This window comes from Flavobacterium sp. GSP27 (genome assembly GCF_003970395.1).
Lineage (GTDB): Bacteria > Bacteroidota > Bacteroidia > Flavobacteriales > Flavobacteriaceae > Flavobacterium.
In genome coordinates this window covers 43,281-58,401 of record NZ_RYDP01000007.1, presented here as the reverse complement: position 1 = coordinate 58,401, position 15,121 = coordinate 43,281, and the positions used below count along the sequence as shown (strand labels likewise).

The 15,121-nt window shown below is 33.2% G+C and carries 14 protein-coding genes; 13 read left to right on the top strand and 1 reads right to left on the bottom strand.

Going from position 1 to position 15,121, the window contains the following annotated elements:
* The first annotated feature begins 2 nt into the window (after positions 1-2).
* From EKM05_RS07930 to EKM05_RS07890, 9 genes are read left to right on the top strand one after another with little or no spacing between them, the layout of a single operon-like run.
* Positions 3-797 (top strand): methyltransferase domain-containing protein, encoded by a 795-nt coding sequence (locus EKM05_RS07930; RefSeq protein ID WP_158615143.1) that lies wholly within the window; start codon positions 3-5, stop codon positions 795-797.
* A complete protein-coding gene (locus EKM05_RS07925) occupies positions 794-1,633 on the top strand; it encodes a glycosyltransferase (protein ID WP_126516607.1) in 840 nt (279 codons plus the stop codon). The genes EKM05_RS07930 and EKM05_RS07925 overlap by 4 nt, the downstream gene beginning before the upstream one ends.
* Complete coding sequence (locus tag EKM05_RS07920; protein WP_126554507.1) at positions 1,634-2,548, top strand: glycosyltransferase family 2 protein; 915 nt, start codon at positions 1,634-1,636, stop codon at positions 2,546-2,548.
* Entirely contained in the window at positions 2,541-3,686 is a 1,146-nt protein-coding gene (locus tag EKM05_RS07915) for a glycosyltransferase (protein WP_126554505.1), read from the top strand. The genes EKM05_RS07920 and EKM05_RS07915 overlap by 8 nt, the downstream gene beginning before the upstream one ends.
* Positions 3,687-4,523, top strand: coding sequence for a glycosyltransferase (locus tag EKM05_RS07910; protein WP_126554503.1), 837 nt, complete (start codon positions 3,687-3,689; stop codon positions 4,521-4,523).
* A 5-nt stretch (positions 4,524-4,528) separates the two neighbouring features.
* The gene (locus EKM05_RS07905) at positions 4,529-5,461 is read left to right on the top strand and encodes a glycosyltransferase family 2 protein (protein WP_126554501.1); all 933 of its coding nucleotides are present in this window, start codon (positions 4,529-4,531) and stop codon (positions 5,459-5,461) included.
* Positions 5,458-6,564, top strand: a complete 1,107-nt coding sequence (wecB, locus tag EKM05_RS07900; protein ID WP_126554498.1) for a non-hydrolyzing UDP-N-acetylglucosamine 2-epimerase — start codon at positions 5,458-5,460, stop codon at positions 6,562-6,564. The genes EKM05_RS07905 and wecB overlap by 4 nt, the downstream gene beginning before the upstream one ends.
* Before the next feature lies 1 nt (position 6,565).
* Entirely contained in the window at positions 6,566-7,810 is a 1,245-nt protein-coding gene (locus EKM05_RS07895) for a UDP-glycosyltransferase (RefSeq protein WP_233588545.1), read from the top strand.
* A 2-nt stretch (positions 7,811-7,812) separates the two neighbouring features.
* Positions 7,813-8,730 (top strand): glycosyltransferase family 2 protein, encoded by a 918-nt coding sequence (locus tag EKM05_RS07890; RefSeq protein ID WP_126554494.1) that lies wholly within the window; start codon positions 7,813-7,815, stop codon positions 8,728-8,730.
* Positions 8,731-9,289: 559 nt separating this feature from the next.
* On the opposite strand, the gene EKM05_RS07885 is transcribed toward EKM05_RS07890, so the two are convergent.
* Positions 9,290-9,673 carry an HU family DNA-binding protein gene (locus EKM05_RS07885; protein ID WP_126554492.1) on the bottom strand — a complete coding sequence of 128 codons (384 nt, stop codon included), beginning with the start codon at positions 9,671-9,673 and terminating at the stop codon, positions 9,290-9,292.
* A 547-nt stretch (positions 9,674-10,220) separates the two neighbouring features.
* Between EKM05_RS07885 and EKM05_RS07880 the strand changes: the two genes are divergently transcribed.
* From EKM05_RS07880 to EKM05_RS07865, 4 genes are all read left to right on the top strand, one after another.
* Positions 10,221-10,898: a cytidylyltransferase domain-containing protein gene (locus EKM05_RS07880; protein WP_126458989.1), complete on the top strand. Its 678-nt coding sequence runs from the start codon at positions 10,221-10,223 to the stop codon at positions 10,896-10,898.
* Between the two features lie 237 nt (positions 10,899-11,135).
* Positions 11,136-12,179 carry an N-acetylneuraminate synthase family protein gene (locus tag EKM05_RS07875; RefSeq protein ID WP_126554490.1) on the top strand — a complete coding sequence of 348 codons (1,044 nt, stop codon included), beginning with the start codon at positions 11,136-11,138 and terminating at the stop codon, positions 12,177-12,179.
* A gap of 145 nt (positions 12,180-12,324) precedes the next feature.
* Positions 12,325-13,446 (top strand): UDP-N-acetylglucosamine 2-epimerase, encoded by a 1,122-nt coding sequence (neuC, locus tag EKM05_RS07870; RefSeq protein WP_126554488.1) that lies wholly within the window; start codon positions 12,325-12,327, stop codon positions 13,444-13,446.
* A 201-nt stretch (positions 13,447-13,647) separates the two neighbouring features.
* Complete coding sequence (locus EKM05_RS07865) at positions 13,648-15,081, top strand: glycosyltransferase family 39 protein (protein ID WP_158614831.1); 1,434 nt, start codon at positions 13,648-13,650, stop codon at positions 15,079-15,081.
* Positions 15,082-15,121: the final 40 nt, after the last annotated feature.

Sequence of the window (15,121 nt, the reverse complement as noted above, 5' to 3'; positions counted from 1 at the left end):
TAATGTCAAAAATTCAAACATTACTGAAAACATATGTAACAACTGGGTATTATGGTATAAAGTGTCTTGTTAAAGATAAATTTTTTCCATACAAAGGGAGGACTATTAAAAGAATGGATCTTTTTTTAAAATATTTTAATGGAAAAATAGGGATAGAAATAGGAGGGTCTAGTGCTATTTTTTCAAAAGAAATTCCAATTTATCAGGTTATAGATAGTTTAGACGGATGTAATTTCAGTTCTCAAACCATTTGGGAAGGTACTATTGTTGAAGGCCAAAATTTTAATTATTTAGGAAGTAAAAAAGGACACCAATACATTTGTGAAGCGAGTAACCTTAAAGAAATACCTGATAACAAATATGATTTCCTTATTGCAAGCCATTGTTTAGAACATTGTGCCAACACGTTAAAAACAGTTAAAGAATGGGTGAGAGTTATTAAAAAAGGCGGTGCTATTTTACTTATTTTACCGGATAAAAGATATACATTTGATCATAATCGTCCTATCTCTACTTTTGGTCATTTTGAAAATGATTTAAATAATGGGATTAATGAAACCGATTTGACACACCTAACCGAAATTTTAGAGTTACATGATTTGAATATGGATTTAGCTGCCGGAACTAAAGAACAATTTAAAAAAAGGTCTTTTGCTAATCACGAAAATAGATGCTTGCACCATCATGTTTTTGACTTCAAATTACTGCAAAATGTCTATAAGTATTTTGATATTAAGGTAGTTAATTTGACTTTTGTAAAACCTTATCATCAAATAATTTTAGGTATTAAGCGATGATTTCAATAATTATTTGTTCTCGAACCCAAAACATTTCTTTTAATTTATCTGAGAATATAAAAAACACGATTGGTTGTGATTATGAATTAATTGTCATTGATAATTCAAACAATAAATATTCTATTTTTGAGGCCTATAATTTAGGGATAGAAAAAAGTAGGAATGATTATTTGTGTTTTATGCATGATGATGTCTTATTGCATACTCAAAATTGGGGTCTACTAGTGAAGAATTTATTCGACCAAAATGAAGAATTTGGGTTGCTGGGGGTTGCCGGTGCTAAATCCAAAACAAAGATGCCATCGGCTTGGTGGGATTGTCCAGAAGAGGATAAATTTCTTTATTTAAAACAACATTTAAGAAATGGCAATGTTGAAGATTGGGACCAAGGTTTTAAGAATAAAAATATAGAAAAAGTGGTTGCAATAGATGGATTTTTTATGATTGCTCGAAGAGATAAACAGTTTCGTTTTCAGGAATCTACCAAGGGTTTTCATTGTTATGATTTGAACATATCATTCGAGTACATCAAGCTGGGTTATAGTATTATAGTGGTTAATTCAATAGTAGTGGAACATTTTTCTTTGGGAAAGTTAGATAAAAATTGGTATTTGACCTCTATAATAATGCACAAAATATACTCGAATTTGCTCCCTTTAAAAGTTGAAGAAGGAATAGTCTGCAAGGATTTTGAGTTTAAAAACGGAACAAATTTCATAAAAGGTTTGCTTTACTACAGGTTAAAAAAACAAGCCTTCTTACTTTGGATACAATTAATTATTTTAAAGCCTATTACAGGATACCATTTTAAATTTTTGAAACAAATGCTAAAATAAATGCTAGCAATAGTCATTCCATATTATAAAATTACTTTTTTTGAGGCAACCATTGAGTCTTTAGCCGATCAAACAGACAAACGATTCAAAGTTTATATTGGTGATGATGCCAGTACTGAAAATCCAGGTGATTTATTAGAAAAGTACAAAGGTAAATTTGAATTTGTTTATCATCGATTTGAACGTAATCTTGGAGGAACATCATTGGTTCTTCAATGGGAACGCTGCATTGCTTTGTCTAATAAAGAGGAATGGATTATGATATTGGGGGACGATGATTATTTGAGTAAAAATGTTGTATTTGAATTTTATGAGAACTATAATTTATTTCACGAAAACTGTAATGTTCTGAGGTATTCTACTAGGGTAATTGATCAGATTAATGGTGAAGAGTCTAAGTTATGTACAAATCTATTATTTGAAACAGGAATTCAATACATTTCAAGAAAAATTAAAGGTAAAGCAAGAGGCTCTTTGTCAGAATTTGTTTTTAACAAAAATGAATTTTTAAAACATAAATTTACAAATTATCCATCCGCTTTTTATAGTGATGATAAAATAGTTTTAGACTTAACAAAAGTGAAAAATATTTTCAGTACAAATTCCGCTGTTGTATTTGTTAGAATTTCATCTGAAAGTTTATCCGGTAAAGCTGAGATACATAAAAATGATTTGTTTTTAGCACGGTTTGAATTTTTCGAATATTTAATAAAAATAAAGTATTATTTATTTGATGTTTATACAAGAAAAATTATTGTTGAGAGGTTCTTAAGTTATACCTACCAACATAAAAAGCAAAATGTGTTTCTGTTTTTAAATTTGTATTTGAAGAGTGTATTGTTTTTAGATTTTAATTTTTTTATGAAGATAAATAAGAAGTTTATCAAGATAATTTTAGGACAATCAATTGATTAAGAAAAGTAAGAATATTATTGTATGTACCCCGTTTTTAGATAATATTGGAGGGACAGAAATTGAAGCTGTTTTAACGGCAATACATTTTTATGATTCGAATCAATATAAAAGAGTTGCGATTTTTTCTCCTAGAAAAAGTAGTTCCAGTTTTTTTAAAGAAATAATTGAAGAACGAAATATCAGCTTTGTACATTATCCTACTTTTTTTGATTTCAAGACTATCCTTTTTCTTAATAAAATACTTAAGAAGTTTGGTTTAGAAAAACCAATATTAGAATCTGCATATTGGTTTTTAATTTCTTTACAATACACTAGTTTTTTTATATTAACTTATCCAGGATGTACTTATTTTTTTTCAGTATTTCAATTTCAATTTCAAAACAAAAAATATATTGCCAAGATTACCATGTGGCATTTTAATTTGTTATCAAAGCTTCATCAAATGGTTTACAATAAGTTTACTAATATTATAGTTTTTAATGAAGAACAAAAAATGTTTTGGGAACGAAATAATTTTTTAAAAAACACAGTAGCTTTAGATATTGCAATTTTAAACGAGACTAATCTTCTTAGTTTGTCACAAAGAACTTATGAACAGGATGTTCTTGTTTTTGGCTATTTGGGAAGAATATCAAGAGAAAAAAATCTCGAAGACATGATACTTTTAATCGATTTTTTAAATAACAAAAATCAAAAAAAATGTAAATTAGTCATTCAAGGAAAAGGAGATTTACTATATCTACAGGAGCTTGAATTATTGGTTGTAAAATGTAACCTATTCAATTTTGTGACTTTTAAAAAAGAATTTATTAGTCCGCTACAAACTCATACTTTTTATCAATATATTGATGTTTTTTTAGTCACTTCAAAAAGCGAAGGCGGACCAATGACCGCGCTGGAAGCTGCCGCTGCTGGTTGTTTTGTAATGGGGTATAAAATTGGAGCAATGCAAGATCGTTTTGGGCAAATTCCTAATATGGTTAATCAAAATTACAAATCATTGTGTGATTCTGCTTTAGCTTTATTAAATTTGAGTATTTTTGATAAAAATACTATCTTAAACGAGTTTAGACAATTTTATATCTTAAAATTAAGTAACTCAATTAAAGCATGTAAATTAAATCTACTTTTTAAATAAATGCATTATAATACTTTAATATCGATTGTTATCCCCTGTTATAATGATTCGCAATATGTTGAACAATCAGTACTTTCTGCATTAAATCAAACGTATACTAACATAGAAGTAATTATTGTAGATGATGGTTCTAATATAGAAACTAAAGCGGTATTAAGGAAAATAGGGCCAAAAGTCACAAAATTGATTACGCAAGAAAACAAAGGACAAAGTACGGCAAGAAATAACGGTATTAGAGAAGCTGCCGGAGAATATATTTTAGTGTTAGATAGTGATGATTTTTTTGAACCCTCTTTTGCTGAAAAAGCATTTGCTGTATTTTTAGAACATCAAAATACAAAGATAGTTACATGCTATGCCAATCTAATCTTTGAAAAAGAAAAATCTTTTATCTATAAACCTAATGGAGGAGATGTAGCCTCTTTTTTGTATTCGAACAATGCTTTAGGAAGTGCCATGTTTAAAAAAGAGGATTGGCAAATGTCAGGGGGTTATGATGAGAATATGCGACAAGGATTTGAAGATTGGGAGTTTTATATTCGGTTACTTCAAAAAGGGGGTCTGGCAAAAGTTGTAGAAGAGCCTTTATACCATTATAGAAAGAGAAATAACACAACAACCCAAAGAGCAAATGCTGTAAAGTACCAATTATTGCTTCACCTATTTCAGAAACATAGGGAATTGTATAAGACATATTTAGACGATTATGTGACTTATTTATTATTTAAAATAGAAAAAGAAGAATTTGAAAAAATAAAAAATACACAGCGGTTAGAATTTAAAATTGGTAAAGCACTTTTAAAGCCTTTTCGATGGATTAATTCAATAGTAAGATGAGCTGTATGCCCAAAGTAAGTATAATTATGGCGACCTATAACAGGGCCGAATATATACTAGAATCTTTGCAATCAATCCAGGCTCAAACATTCAAGGATTGGGAGTGTATTATTATTGATGATGGAGGAACCGATAATACAGCGGAAATTTTAGCTCCTATTTTAAAACAGAATATCCGGTTTAAATATTTTATGCGGACTTCTAAATATCAAAAGGGATTGCCGGGAAGTAGGAATTATGGTCTGGATTTAGCTCAGGGAGACTATGTTATTTTTTTTGATGATGATGATATTGTCCATCCCCAAAATTTGGAATTATGTGTAAAAGAATTAAGCAAACAAAATGTTTCTTTTTGCAGGTATCTTCGAAATGTTTTCTTTGATGATTTTGACTATAATTTTGAATTTTCAAAAGACTATGCTTCTTTTTTTGTAACTAAATCAGATGTTGAGAAACTATTAATAAACGAACTTCCATTTAATTCTTGTGCAGTGATGTGGCATAGAACCTGTTTTGATGGCAATCGATTTGTGGAACATTTGATGTATGCAGAAGAATGGGAGTTGTATTCCAGAATTTTGTCTTCTGATATTAAAGGAATTTCTATTGAAAAATGTTTGTTCTTTGGACGTAAACATGCGGACTCCAATACCGGAGAATTTTATAGCAATAACCCCATACGCAGGGCCTCTAAAAAAGACGCTATTTTGTTGGTTCTCGAAAATTTAAAGGAGAAACAGTTGCTGTCTTCTTCGCTCCTTCGTTATTTTGTAACCATGGCAACCGACTTTAAGGAGTACAATTTGTTTACTCAAATCATCGCTTTACTTGAATTGTCTATCTTTGAAAAAATAAAATGGCAGTTTTTTTATAGTACATTCCCTTTGCGGTTGTCTGTCTATAAATTAAAAAAAAAATCCGGAAAATATAATTCATGAAAATTCTACTTTGTTTTGGCACTCGACCTGAAGCGATTAAAATGGCACCGCTATATCACGAATTAAAAAAAAATAATTTTGATGTAAAAGTCTGTGTCACGGCACAACATCGAGAGATGCTGGATCAAGTGTTGGAATTTTGTGCTATTGCTCCCGATTATGATTTAGATTTGATGCAACCCAATCAAAGTTTGAACGGATTAAGTGCTAGTATTTTGTTAAAGATGGATGGCGTATTTACTGATGCAAAACCAGATTTGGTTTTGGTCCATGGAGACACAACAACTTCATCGATGGTGGCGTTGGCCGCCTTTCATAATGGCATAACCGTAGGACATATAGAAGCTGGTTTACGTACGTATAATAAAAAGGCGCCCTTTCCGGAGGAAGTGAACCGGCAGTTGACCAGCAGAATAGCCGATATTCATTTTACCCCTAGCGCTGCAGCCACACAGAATTTACTGAATGAAGGCATTCTGCCAACTGCTATCGTCGAAACTGGAAATACCGTTATTGATGCGCTATTGTGGACCGTTGAAAAAATTGGAGCAGAAGATTATATCAATCCTGAAATTGAACGATTGAAACGTTTGCTTCCTACCGATAAAAAAATGGTTCTGGTCACAGGGCATCGCAGAGAAAATTTTGGAGCAGGTTTTGAGAACCTGTGTGATGCGCTTTTATCTGTTTCGAAACGAGACGATGTAGTGTTAGTTTATCCTGTACATTTAAATCCCAAAGTGAAAGATGTTGTATATGAGAAATTGTCCAACACTAAAAATATTTATTTGATACCACCGGTTTCCTATCCCGTTTTTGTGTGGTTGATGCAACAATCTTTGTTGATTGTCACAGATTCCGGTGGTATTCAGGAAGAAGCCCCTTCCTTAGGTAAACCTGTTTTGGTTACTCGTGATGTTTCAGAAAGACCTGAAGGGGTTACTGCCGGATTTTCTATTTTAGTAGGTACCGATCAACAAAAAATCAGCACTACTATTTGTTCTTTTTTAGACGGATTCACGGGATTTGGGCATTCCATCAATCCTTATGGAGCCGGTGATGCCTGCCAAAAAATAGCAGCATATTTATTAAAACACTATTAAAATGAAAATTCTTGTTGTAGTAGACTCCATCAATATTGAAGACAGTAGTGGTTCAAAAGCCAATGTCGCTTTGATTAAGAACTTAGCCGAGGCGGGTTTTGACGTTTTAGTCTATCATTATACGTTGCGAAACATACATTTAGCGGGTGTGAGGTGTTATGCGATACCTGAAATAAAATTCAGTCCCTTGTATTTTTTAAGTCGGATACAAAGGGTGTTGAGTCGGAATTTAAAGGTCAATCCAGCTCCTTTTTTAGAACAATTATTTGGGTTTTCTTTTACTTTTTATAATGATACCCGCAGTATTACTGCCGCATTGCAGCATCAAAAATTTCAGCCCGATTTAGTAATAACTTTGAGTAAGGGTGGTAGTTTTAGGCCTCATTATTCCGTTCTTCAATTTCCGGAATTACATGACAAATGGATGGCGTATGTGCATGATCCGTATCCTGCGCATTATTATCCAAGACCATACAATTGGGTAGAATCCAGTCATAAAGCCAGAGAAGCCTTTTTTAGGGCAGTTTCTACAAAAGCCAGATATAGTGCCTTTCCGAGCTTGTTGTTGCACGAATGGATGTCGAGTTATTTCCCTAATTTTGCCCAAACAGGAGTTGTTATTCCGCATCAAAATGCAAAGTACGTCGTTCAGGACACTTCTTTTCCATCCTATTTTGATGTTTCAAAATTCAATGTACTCCATGCCGGTAATTTGATGAAGCAACGTTCGCCTGAGGGTTTGATAGCTGGTTTTCAACTGTTTTTACAACACTATCCGGAAGCTGAAAAAGAGTCGCGATTGCTGTTGCTCGGACCAGCTTCTGATCACGCCCAATTATTTGAAAAACACCAAAAAAAAACTCCTGAACTCTACATTCATAATGGTATGATTCCTTTTGATACGGTTTATTTGCTTCAACAAAGTGTATCGGTTAATGTTATTTTGGAGTCAAAAGCGGAAATTAGTCCGTTTTTACCCGCTAAATTCCCGCATTGCGTTGCAGCTAGTAAACCTATCTTAGCTTTAGCGCCTTATTACAGTGAAACAAAGCGGTTGTTAGGCAATGACTATGCGTATTGGGCGGAAGTGGATGATGTGCCACGAATAGCTGTATTAGTGGGAGAATTGTATTGCTTGTGGAAACAAAATCCAAAGCAACTGCTTTTAAACAGAAGTGATTTAGCGGAATATCTTTCGGTTTCGTATTTAAAAAAGACTATTGATAATTTGGAAAAAAATAATTAGCGATGACGCACGCCACTTTTACTATACTGCTAACTACCAAAAACCGTAAAACCGATTTGGCTGTTACTTTAGCTAAAATCCAGCATTTATTCTCTTGTGACGGGGTAGAACGTATTGTTTGTGATGATGGTTCTACAGATGATACAGCTGTTTTTGTTCAAGCGCAATATCCTGAAATCCAACTGATTAAAAATAAAGAGAGTAAAGGACTTATCTACAGCCGAAATAGATTGTTAGGTCTCGTGAATACTGAATTTGCTATTTCATTGGATGATGATGCTCATTTTATTACAGTAAATGCGTTGTCAGTTATTGCAGACTACTTTGCTGCCAACCCCAATTGCGGGGTATTGGCTTTACGCATTTTTTGGGGATTAGTAGAGCCTGATTCGACTACTACTTCTGAAAGCTCCGCTCGAGTCCAGGGATTTGTAGGCTGTGGCCATGTATGGAGAATGTCGGCTTGGAATTCTATTCCTGATTATCCTGCTTGGTTTATTTTTTATGGGGAGGAGGATTTTGCCGCGTATCAGCTTTTCAAAAAAAACATAGAGATTCATTATTTACCGGAAGTTCTGGTGCATCATAGGGTTGATGTGAGGTCAAGAAGAAACAATACAGATTACAGTCTTCGTTTAAGACGATCGTTACGCTCGGGTTGGTATTTGTATTTTTTGTTTTTTCCTTTACAATACATTCCTAAAAAAATGGCCTATTCAATTTGGATGCAACTGAAATCAAAAGTTTTTAAAGGGGATTGGAAAGCATTAAAAGCGATTTTATGGGCCATGTTGGATTTAGTATTGGCCATTCCGAAAATTATAAAAAACAGCAATCGATTGACTCGTAAAGAATATTCTGCCTATCAAAAATTAGAGAAAACTAAGCTTTATTGGAGGCCTGAAAATGAATCGCATTAGTTTTTAGCTTTTAATTGGTCCAACTAGTTCGCTCTTATTTTTTTAGAATTAATTAAATAGATGTAGCTAATAGGGCTGAAATTTGAATTCGTGCGGAAATTTTTTATTAATTATTACACCACATATTGAAACATTTCACTACTTTTGAACTGTAATACGACGAATAACTGGAATTATTCGAGGTCTTACACTAATCATTTTGCTCAAAAAAACGGGGTTCTAGCCAGTATTTTTGAGCTTTTTTTATATCAAAAAGGGACTGAAAAGTACTTTTTAGACCAAAAAGAAACTTCTTTTGGCATAAATAATTCTTATTTTATTTTATTGGAGGTTTAAATCGTGACCCAAAGTCAAGCTTTTAAGGCAATTTGGGGATGTACAATTCAAGCAAGACCGAATATTGATCTCGTGCGGACGCTTTTTTTGCCCGATCTTGACGAAACAAAAGTCCAATCAAGACGAAACGGCTCTAATTTTCGTTGATTATAGGCCAAAAAAAACCTCGAGTACTGGAATACTCGAGGTCTTACAATAATCAGATGCTTCTGATTACGGGGTTCTAGCCGGCTTTTCTAAATGATAACTCATTCAGCATGCTGCGTAATTTTTTTCCGGGTCGGAAAAGAATGCGACTTTTTTTAATCGCGGCAGCGGACACATCGGCAGCCATTTCCTTGCCTTCGGAACTGATACCCACCTGGAAATTACCCAGTCGGCCCAGTTTTACAATTCGGCCTTGCCCGAGTTCCCCAATGATGTTGTGTTCTAAGGACAACAAGACCGCATAACAGTCCGTAGCCGTAACCGTACATTGGTAAGAGATCAACTCAGCGAGTCGGTCTAAATCTACATCGCCATCTGCAACTGCAGCGGCATAAAATTTTTCAGGAGCCATTAGGTCCCGAGGGTTCTTTCTAGGAAGAACTTTGTATTTAATAGCCATTGTTTATTGGTATTAAATGAATAAAAAAAATTGGTCTTAGTATACTTGTTAATTGTATCTAACTGACATTTCAAAGATACAGTAGTCTTCCGTGTAATAAAAGCCAAAGTTATTCACAATCGGTTATGGTTTTTAACAAATAAAAAAATTAAGACTTTTTTCTTACATTAAATAATGTGCTTATAGTCAGTAAATTATGTTTCTTGAGCAACGTTAAATGCCGTAAAATATAGGATTTTTACAAGTAAAAAATAGAGAAATACACAAGTAATTGTATAGTGTTATTTAGTCATTAGATTTTAGTTGAGAAAGGAGTATTGTAGCCTATTTTTTTACCATTATCAATTGAATTTGAAACACTATTTTATAAGATTTAAAGGATTATATGCCCTTTTGAGTGTCCTGTATATTCGAAATTGAGGTCTGTTTTAATTGTTTAACGCTAAAAAGCAAATTGATAAGACTTTATATCTACAAGAGTAATAAATCTCAGAGCGCATTTGAAATTCAAAAAAATAAGTATTTTTACAAGGATATAATTTTACTAATGAAAACGATTGCTATTATTCCTGCTCGTGGAAACTCTAAACGGTTGCCAAATAAGAATTTATTACTTTTAGGAGGGATTCCTTTATTGGTGCACAGTATTTTATTTGCCCAAAAAAATCCATCTATTATTGATGAAATCTATGTAACGACCGATAACGCAGCCATAAAAAACATTGCGCTGCAGTATGGAGTTACAGTAATTGACAGACCAGATGCTTTTTCAGGAGACTTGGAACCAACGATTAGTAGTGTCCAACATGTTTTAGAGACTATTACTCATGCAGTTGACACGGTTGTTTTGTTACAACCCACTAATCCGTTGCGACCAGAAAATTTGCTTCAGGAAGCCTATGTACGGTTTTGCATGAATGATGCTGACAGTCTTGTCACCGTAACCAGGAATCATCAAAAATTGGGAAAAATAATCAACAACAGTTTTGAACCTTATAATTACACAATAGGGCAACGCAGTCAGGATTTAGAGCCTCTTTATTTTGAAAATGGGTTGTTGTACATTACCAAAGCTAAAGTGATACTGGAGGGTAAAATAGTTTCTGAAAATAGTATCCCTTATGAAGTAAATCATATTTTTGCCAATGTTGATATCGATACGCTGGATGATTTTGATTATGCGGCGTATTTAATCAATAAAGCGTCTCGACTGCGCTCGAAGTGACAGTTGTAATGATTTGATTATTTAGTTGTACTATGAATTTGAAATAAATCGTCTCGGCTTTACTCCGACTGCGCTCAGTACAAACTTTCGACGTGACAGTTGTAGTGACTTCAGGATTTTATTGTCAAATCGAGCGCAGTCGAGATTGTCTTCATTGACTCTCGCTCAACGCAGGCTCGGTCGAGATTGAGTCTTGGAGTTATTATAAAATTTAATTTGTAACCATTCATTAAAAAAATGAACCCATATATTGAAATTGCAGGAAGAAAAATAGGTCCCGATTATCAGCCGTTAGTGATTGCTGAAATCGGTATTAATCATGAAGGTTCTTTGCAAGTAGCCAAGGAGATGGTTGATGCTGCTCACAGAGCCGGAGCTGAGGTGGTCAAGCATCAAACGCATATTGTGGAAGACGAGATGAGTGGGGCAGCCAAAAAAGTAATTCCAGGCAATGCTACAGTTTCGATTTATGAAATTATGGAACGCTGTTCGCTGAGCGAAGTCGATGAATTAGAACTAAAAAATTATGTAGAAAGTAAAGGAATGATTTTCATTTCTACGCCTTTTTCACGAGCTGCCGCTGATCGGTTGGAGAAATTCAATGTATCCGCCTATAAAATAGGATCTGGAGAATGTAATAATTATCCTTTGCTGGAGCATATTGCAGCTTTTGGTAAGCCCGTTATTTTGAGTACCGGAATGAATACTATTGAAAGCATTACTAAAGCGGTGGCAATTTTTGATAAGTACAACGTACCCGTAGCGCTATTGCATACTACAAATTTATATCCAACTCCAATTCATCTGGTGCGTTTCGGCGCAATGATGGAAATGCATCAAGCTTTTCCGGATAAAGTTTTCGGCTTGTCCGATCATACTTTGAATAACAATGCGTGTTTAGGAGCTGTAGCTTTAGGAGCCAGTATTTTGGAACGTCATTTTACGGATCATACACATCGTACCGGTCCAGATATTGTGTGTAGTATGGATGAGCAGACATGTGGGGAACTTATCGTTTCTTCTCATGAAATGTGGCACATGCGGGGTGGAACAAAAAAGCCTGCTTTAGAAGAACAAGTAACTATTGATTTTGCATTTGCAACGGTTTGTACGATTGCTCCAATAAAAAAAGGAGCGTTATTTACTACGGATAATATATGGGTAAAACGTCCGGGAACTGGAGCTATATTGGCTGAACATTTTAATGATTTGATTGGGAAAATCGCTACTCGAGATATTGATAACGACGAGCAATTAGATTTTAATGATTTTGAACAATAGTTTCTTTATTTTGCCTTTTTTTGGATAGCAATTAAAAACTTAAAAATAGAGACAATTACAAAATAAATACAGTTCCCTCGAGCGCAATCGACCGGTATTTAAGATTTAAAAGTATCTCGACTGCGCTCGACATGACAAAAAAATAATGAAAAAAATCCTATTTCTTACCGGAACCCGAGCGGATTTCGGAAAAATAAAATCATTGATTTCAATTCTTGAACAACAAGAAGGATTTGAGGTGTTTGTTTTTGTTACCGGAATGCATTTGCTAGAGCGATATGGTTACACGCTATTGGAGATAGAACGCTGTGGCTTCAAAAATATTCATACGTTTATCAATCATACTCATGAGACTACGATGGATTTGACCTTGGCCAAAACCATAGAAGGGCTCTCTGCCTTTATCAAGACCGTTCCTCCTGATATGATTATAGTTCATGGAGATCGCGTAGAAACACTTGCCGGTGCTATAGTAGGATCGCTTAATAATATTTTAGTGGCGCATATCGAGGGAGGCGAGTTATCCGGAACGGTAGATGAATTAATTCGGCATAGCGTCAGTAAATTAAGTCATATCCATTTTGTTTCTAATGCTGATGCAGCCAAAAGATTGATTCAAATGGGCGAAAAAAAGTCTTCTATATTTACCATTGGATCTCCTGATATTGATGTTATGTTTTCGGATGCGTTACCAAATTTGAGCGTTGCCCAATCTTATTATCAAATTCCTTTTGATACGTATGCCATTGCCATGTTTCATCCTGTTACCACAGAAGCTGCCGAAATGCAGCATCATGCGAATCATTTTGTTGCCGCTTTACTGGAAGATACACATAATTATATTGTTGTTTTCCCTAATAATGATTTGGGAACTAACACTATTTTGGAAGCCTATAAAAGACTGGAAAACAATACCCGTTTTCGAATATTTCCTTCTTTGCGATTTGAATATTTTCTGACCTTGCTCAAAAACGCACAATACATCATAGGGAATAGTAGTGCTGGAATTCGGGAAGCGCCTTGCTATGGTATTCCTATTATTAATATTGGAACACGACAGCAAAACAGAGCGGTTCACGCGCACATTATTAACGTGGATTATGAACAAAAAAATATAACAGCCGCACTAGCGCTAATAGATATTCAAAAAACCATTCCAACGGCTACTGATTTTGGGAAAGGGAACAGTGTGCAGTTGTTTCTGGAGTCTATAGAAACGGATGCAATTTGGGCCATCAATCATCAAAAACAATTTAGAGATATTTAATGAAAAAACTAGGTATAGTAATCACTGATGGCGTTGGATTCCGGAATTTTGTTGCGGTATGGTTAGAATAATTTGATGTTATAACTATTAAGTTGCTTTCATTATTATGTGCTTATTACTACTATTTTTAAATTGATCTAATCAATACATAACTTAAACTGATTCATTCTTTGGAATTGCCTCTATAAATTAATGTGTTTTATGAAAAATAATTTGTTAGAAAACTTTATAGTTTACCTATTTAATTCCAAGACAATTTTTTACCTAATTTTAATTGTTGCAACGTTAATTGTAATACCTAATATTGATAGAGAATCTTTATGGTTGGATGAAATTTTTTCTGCAACGGCCTCTTTAAAAACATCTTCATTAGATTTAATGTTTTCTAAATATATATCAAGAGATGGAAATCCTCCTTTGTACTATGTATTATTGTTTTACTGGGGAAAAATATTTGGTTCTGGCGATTTTGAAATAAGGTTACTGAGTTATGTTGTTACTTTGCTAGGTTTAATATTGTCTTATTTACTAATAAAAAAATATTTTAGTAGAAAATTAGCAATTTTATTTTTATTCTTAAGTGCGTTTACACCTGGGGTATTATATTATGCTCAAGAGGCACGAATGTATTCTCTTCTTTATGCATTATCTAGTTTAGCAAGTATTATTTTTTTAATTTTTTTAAAGAGAATAAGGGGTAGTCAGAAAATTGAAAATATGTTGTTAATTTATTACTTTTTAGTAGGAGTTTTGATTTGCTATACTCACCATTTTGGTAGCCTAATTATCTTTTTACTTTCTTTTGTTACAATTATATATTCTTTAGTCTTAAGAAAAAATAGATCAGCAATAACTATATTAGTTGTATCTATTTTTATTGGAATATTAGGAATGATCTGGCTCATTTTTCAGTTTTACTTTGTTGATATGGGGAATCATATTAAACAAATTTCTTGGGATAGGAATAATTTAAAAAATATTATTTTTAATTTCTCTACCATTTTTGCTGTAAATAAGTTTGGTGTAGCCGCTTTATTAATTTTACTAGCTCCAATTTTAAGAAATTTCAATTACTTTTTAATATTGGTAAAGAAGTATAGTATAATCTTACTTCCAGTTTTGTTATTATTTTTAACTTCATATTTAATCAGTATCATGATATTTACAATATCGGAAAGATATTTAATTGTAACAGTACCTTTAATTCTTCTCTTTATTTCTTTTATTTTTAATGAATTATTTGATAATAATAAAATATTTGTATTCTTATACATTATCGGATTACTAATTTTATCTGTGTTTGGGAATTATACTTATAAAAAACAAAACTGGAGAGATGCATCAAAATACATTCAAAACAAGATTTATTTTTCACCGAATTCTAAGGTGCCAATTAAATCATTGTTAGATGGGTCCTTTGATCGATTGATGTTTGTTTCCTATTATTTTATGGAGTCTAAATATGTTTATTCTCCCGATGGTCCCAAAATCCAAGATAATTGTGATTTGATTTATGTAGATGGTCACACCAATGAAGAAGAGATTAAGAGAACTCTTGTTGAGTATAATATAAATATCCCCTATGAAATTTTAAACTTCAACAAGGTTTTTGTGGTAATAAAAAAGCGAAATTAAGATACTAAGTATTAATTAAAAAAATATTTAATAGTTTTTG

Coding starts and splice junctions, on each gene's coding strand:
- EKM05_RS07930 (WP_158615143.1), top strand. CDS start 3: ATGTCAAAAATTCAAACATTACTGAAAACATATGTAACAACTGGGTAT.
- EKM05_RS07925 (WP_126516607.1), top strand. CDS start 794: ATGATTTCAATAATTATTTGTTCTCGAACCCAAAACATTTCTTTTAAT.
- EKM05_RS07920 (WP_126554507.1), top strand. CDS start 1,634: ATGCTAGCAATAGTCATTCCATATTATAAAATTACTTTTTTTGAGGCA.
- EKM05_RS07910 (WP_126554503.1), top strand. CDS start 3,687: ATGCATTATAATACTTTAATATCGATTGTTATCCCCTGTTATAATGAT.
- EKM05_RS07905 (WP_126554501.1), top strand. CDS start 4,529: ATGCCCAAAGTAAGTATAATTATGGCGACCTATAACAGGGCCGAATAT.
- wecB (WP_126554498.1), top strand. CDS start 5,458: ATGAAAATTCTACTTTGTTTTGGCACTCGACCTGAAGCGATTAAAATG.
- EKM05_RS07895 (WP_233588545.1), top strand. CDS start 6,566: ATGAAAATTCTTGTTGTAGTAGACTCCATCAATATTGAAGACAGTAGT.
- EKM05_RS07890 (WP_126554494.1), top strand. CDS start 7,813: ATGACGCACGCCACTTTTACTATACTGCTAACTACCAAAAACCGTAAA.
- EKM05_RS07885 (WP_126554492.1), bottom strand. CDS start 9,673: ATGGCTATTAAATACAAAGTTCTTCCTAGAAAGAACCCTCGGGACCTA.
- EKM05_RS07880 (WP_126458989.1), top strand. CDS start 10,221: ATGAAAACGATTGCTATTATTCCTGCTCGTGGAAACTCTAAACGGTTG.
- EKM05_RS07875 (WP_126554490.1), top strand. CDS start 11,136: ATGAACCCATATATTGAAATTGCAGGAAGAAAAATAGGTCCCGATTAT.
- neuC (WP_126554488.1), top strand. CDS start 12,325: ATGAAAAAAATCCTATTTCTTACCGGAACCCGAGCGGATTTCGGAAAA.
- EKM05_RS07865 (WP_158614831.1), top strand. CDS start 13,648: ATGAAAAATAATTTGTTAGAAAACTTTATAGTTTACCTATTTAATTCC.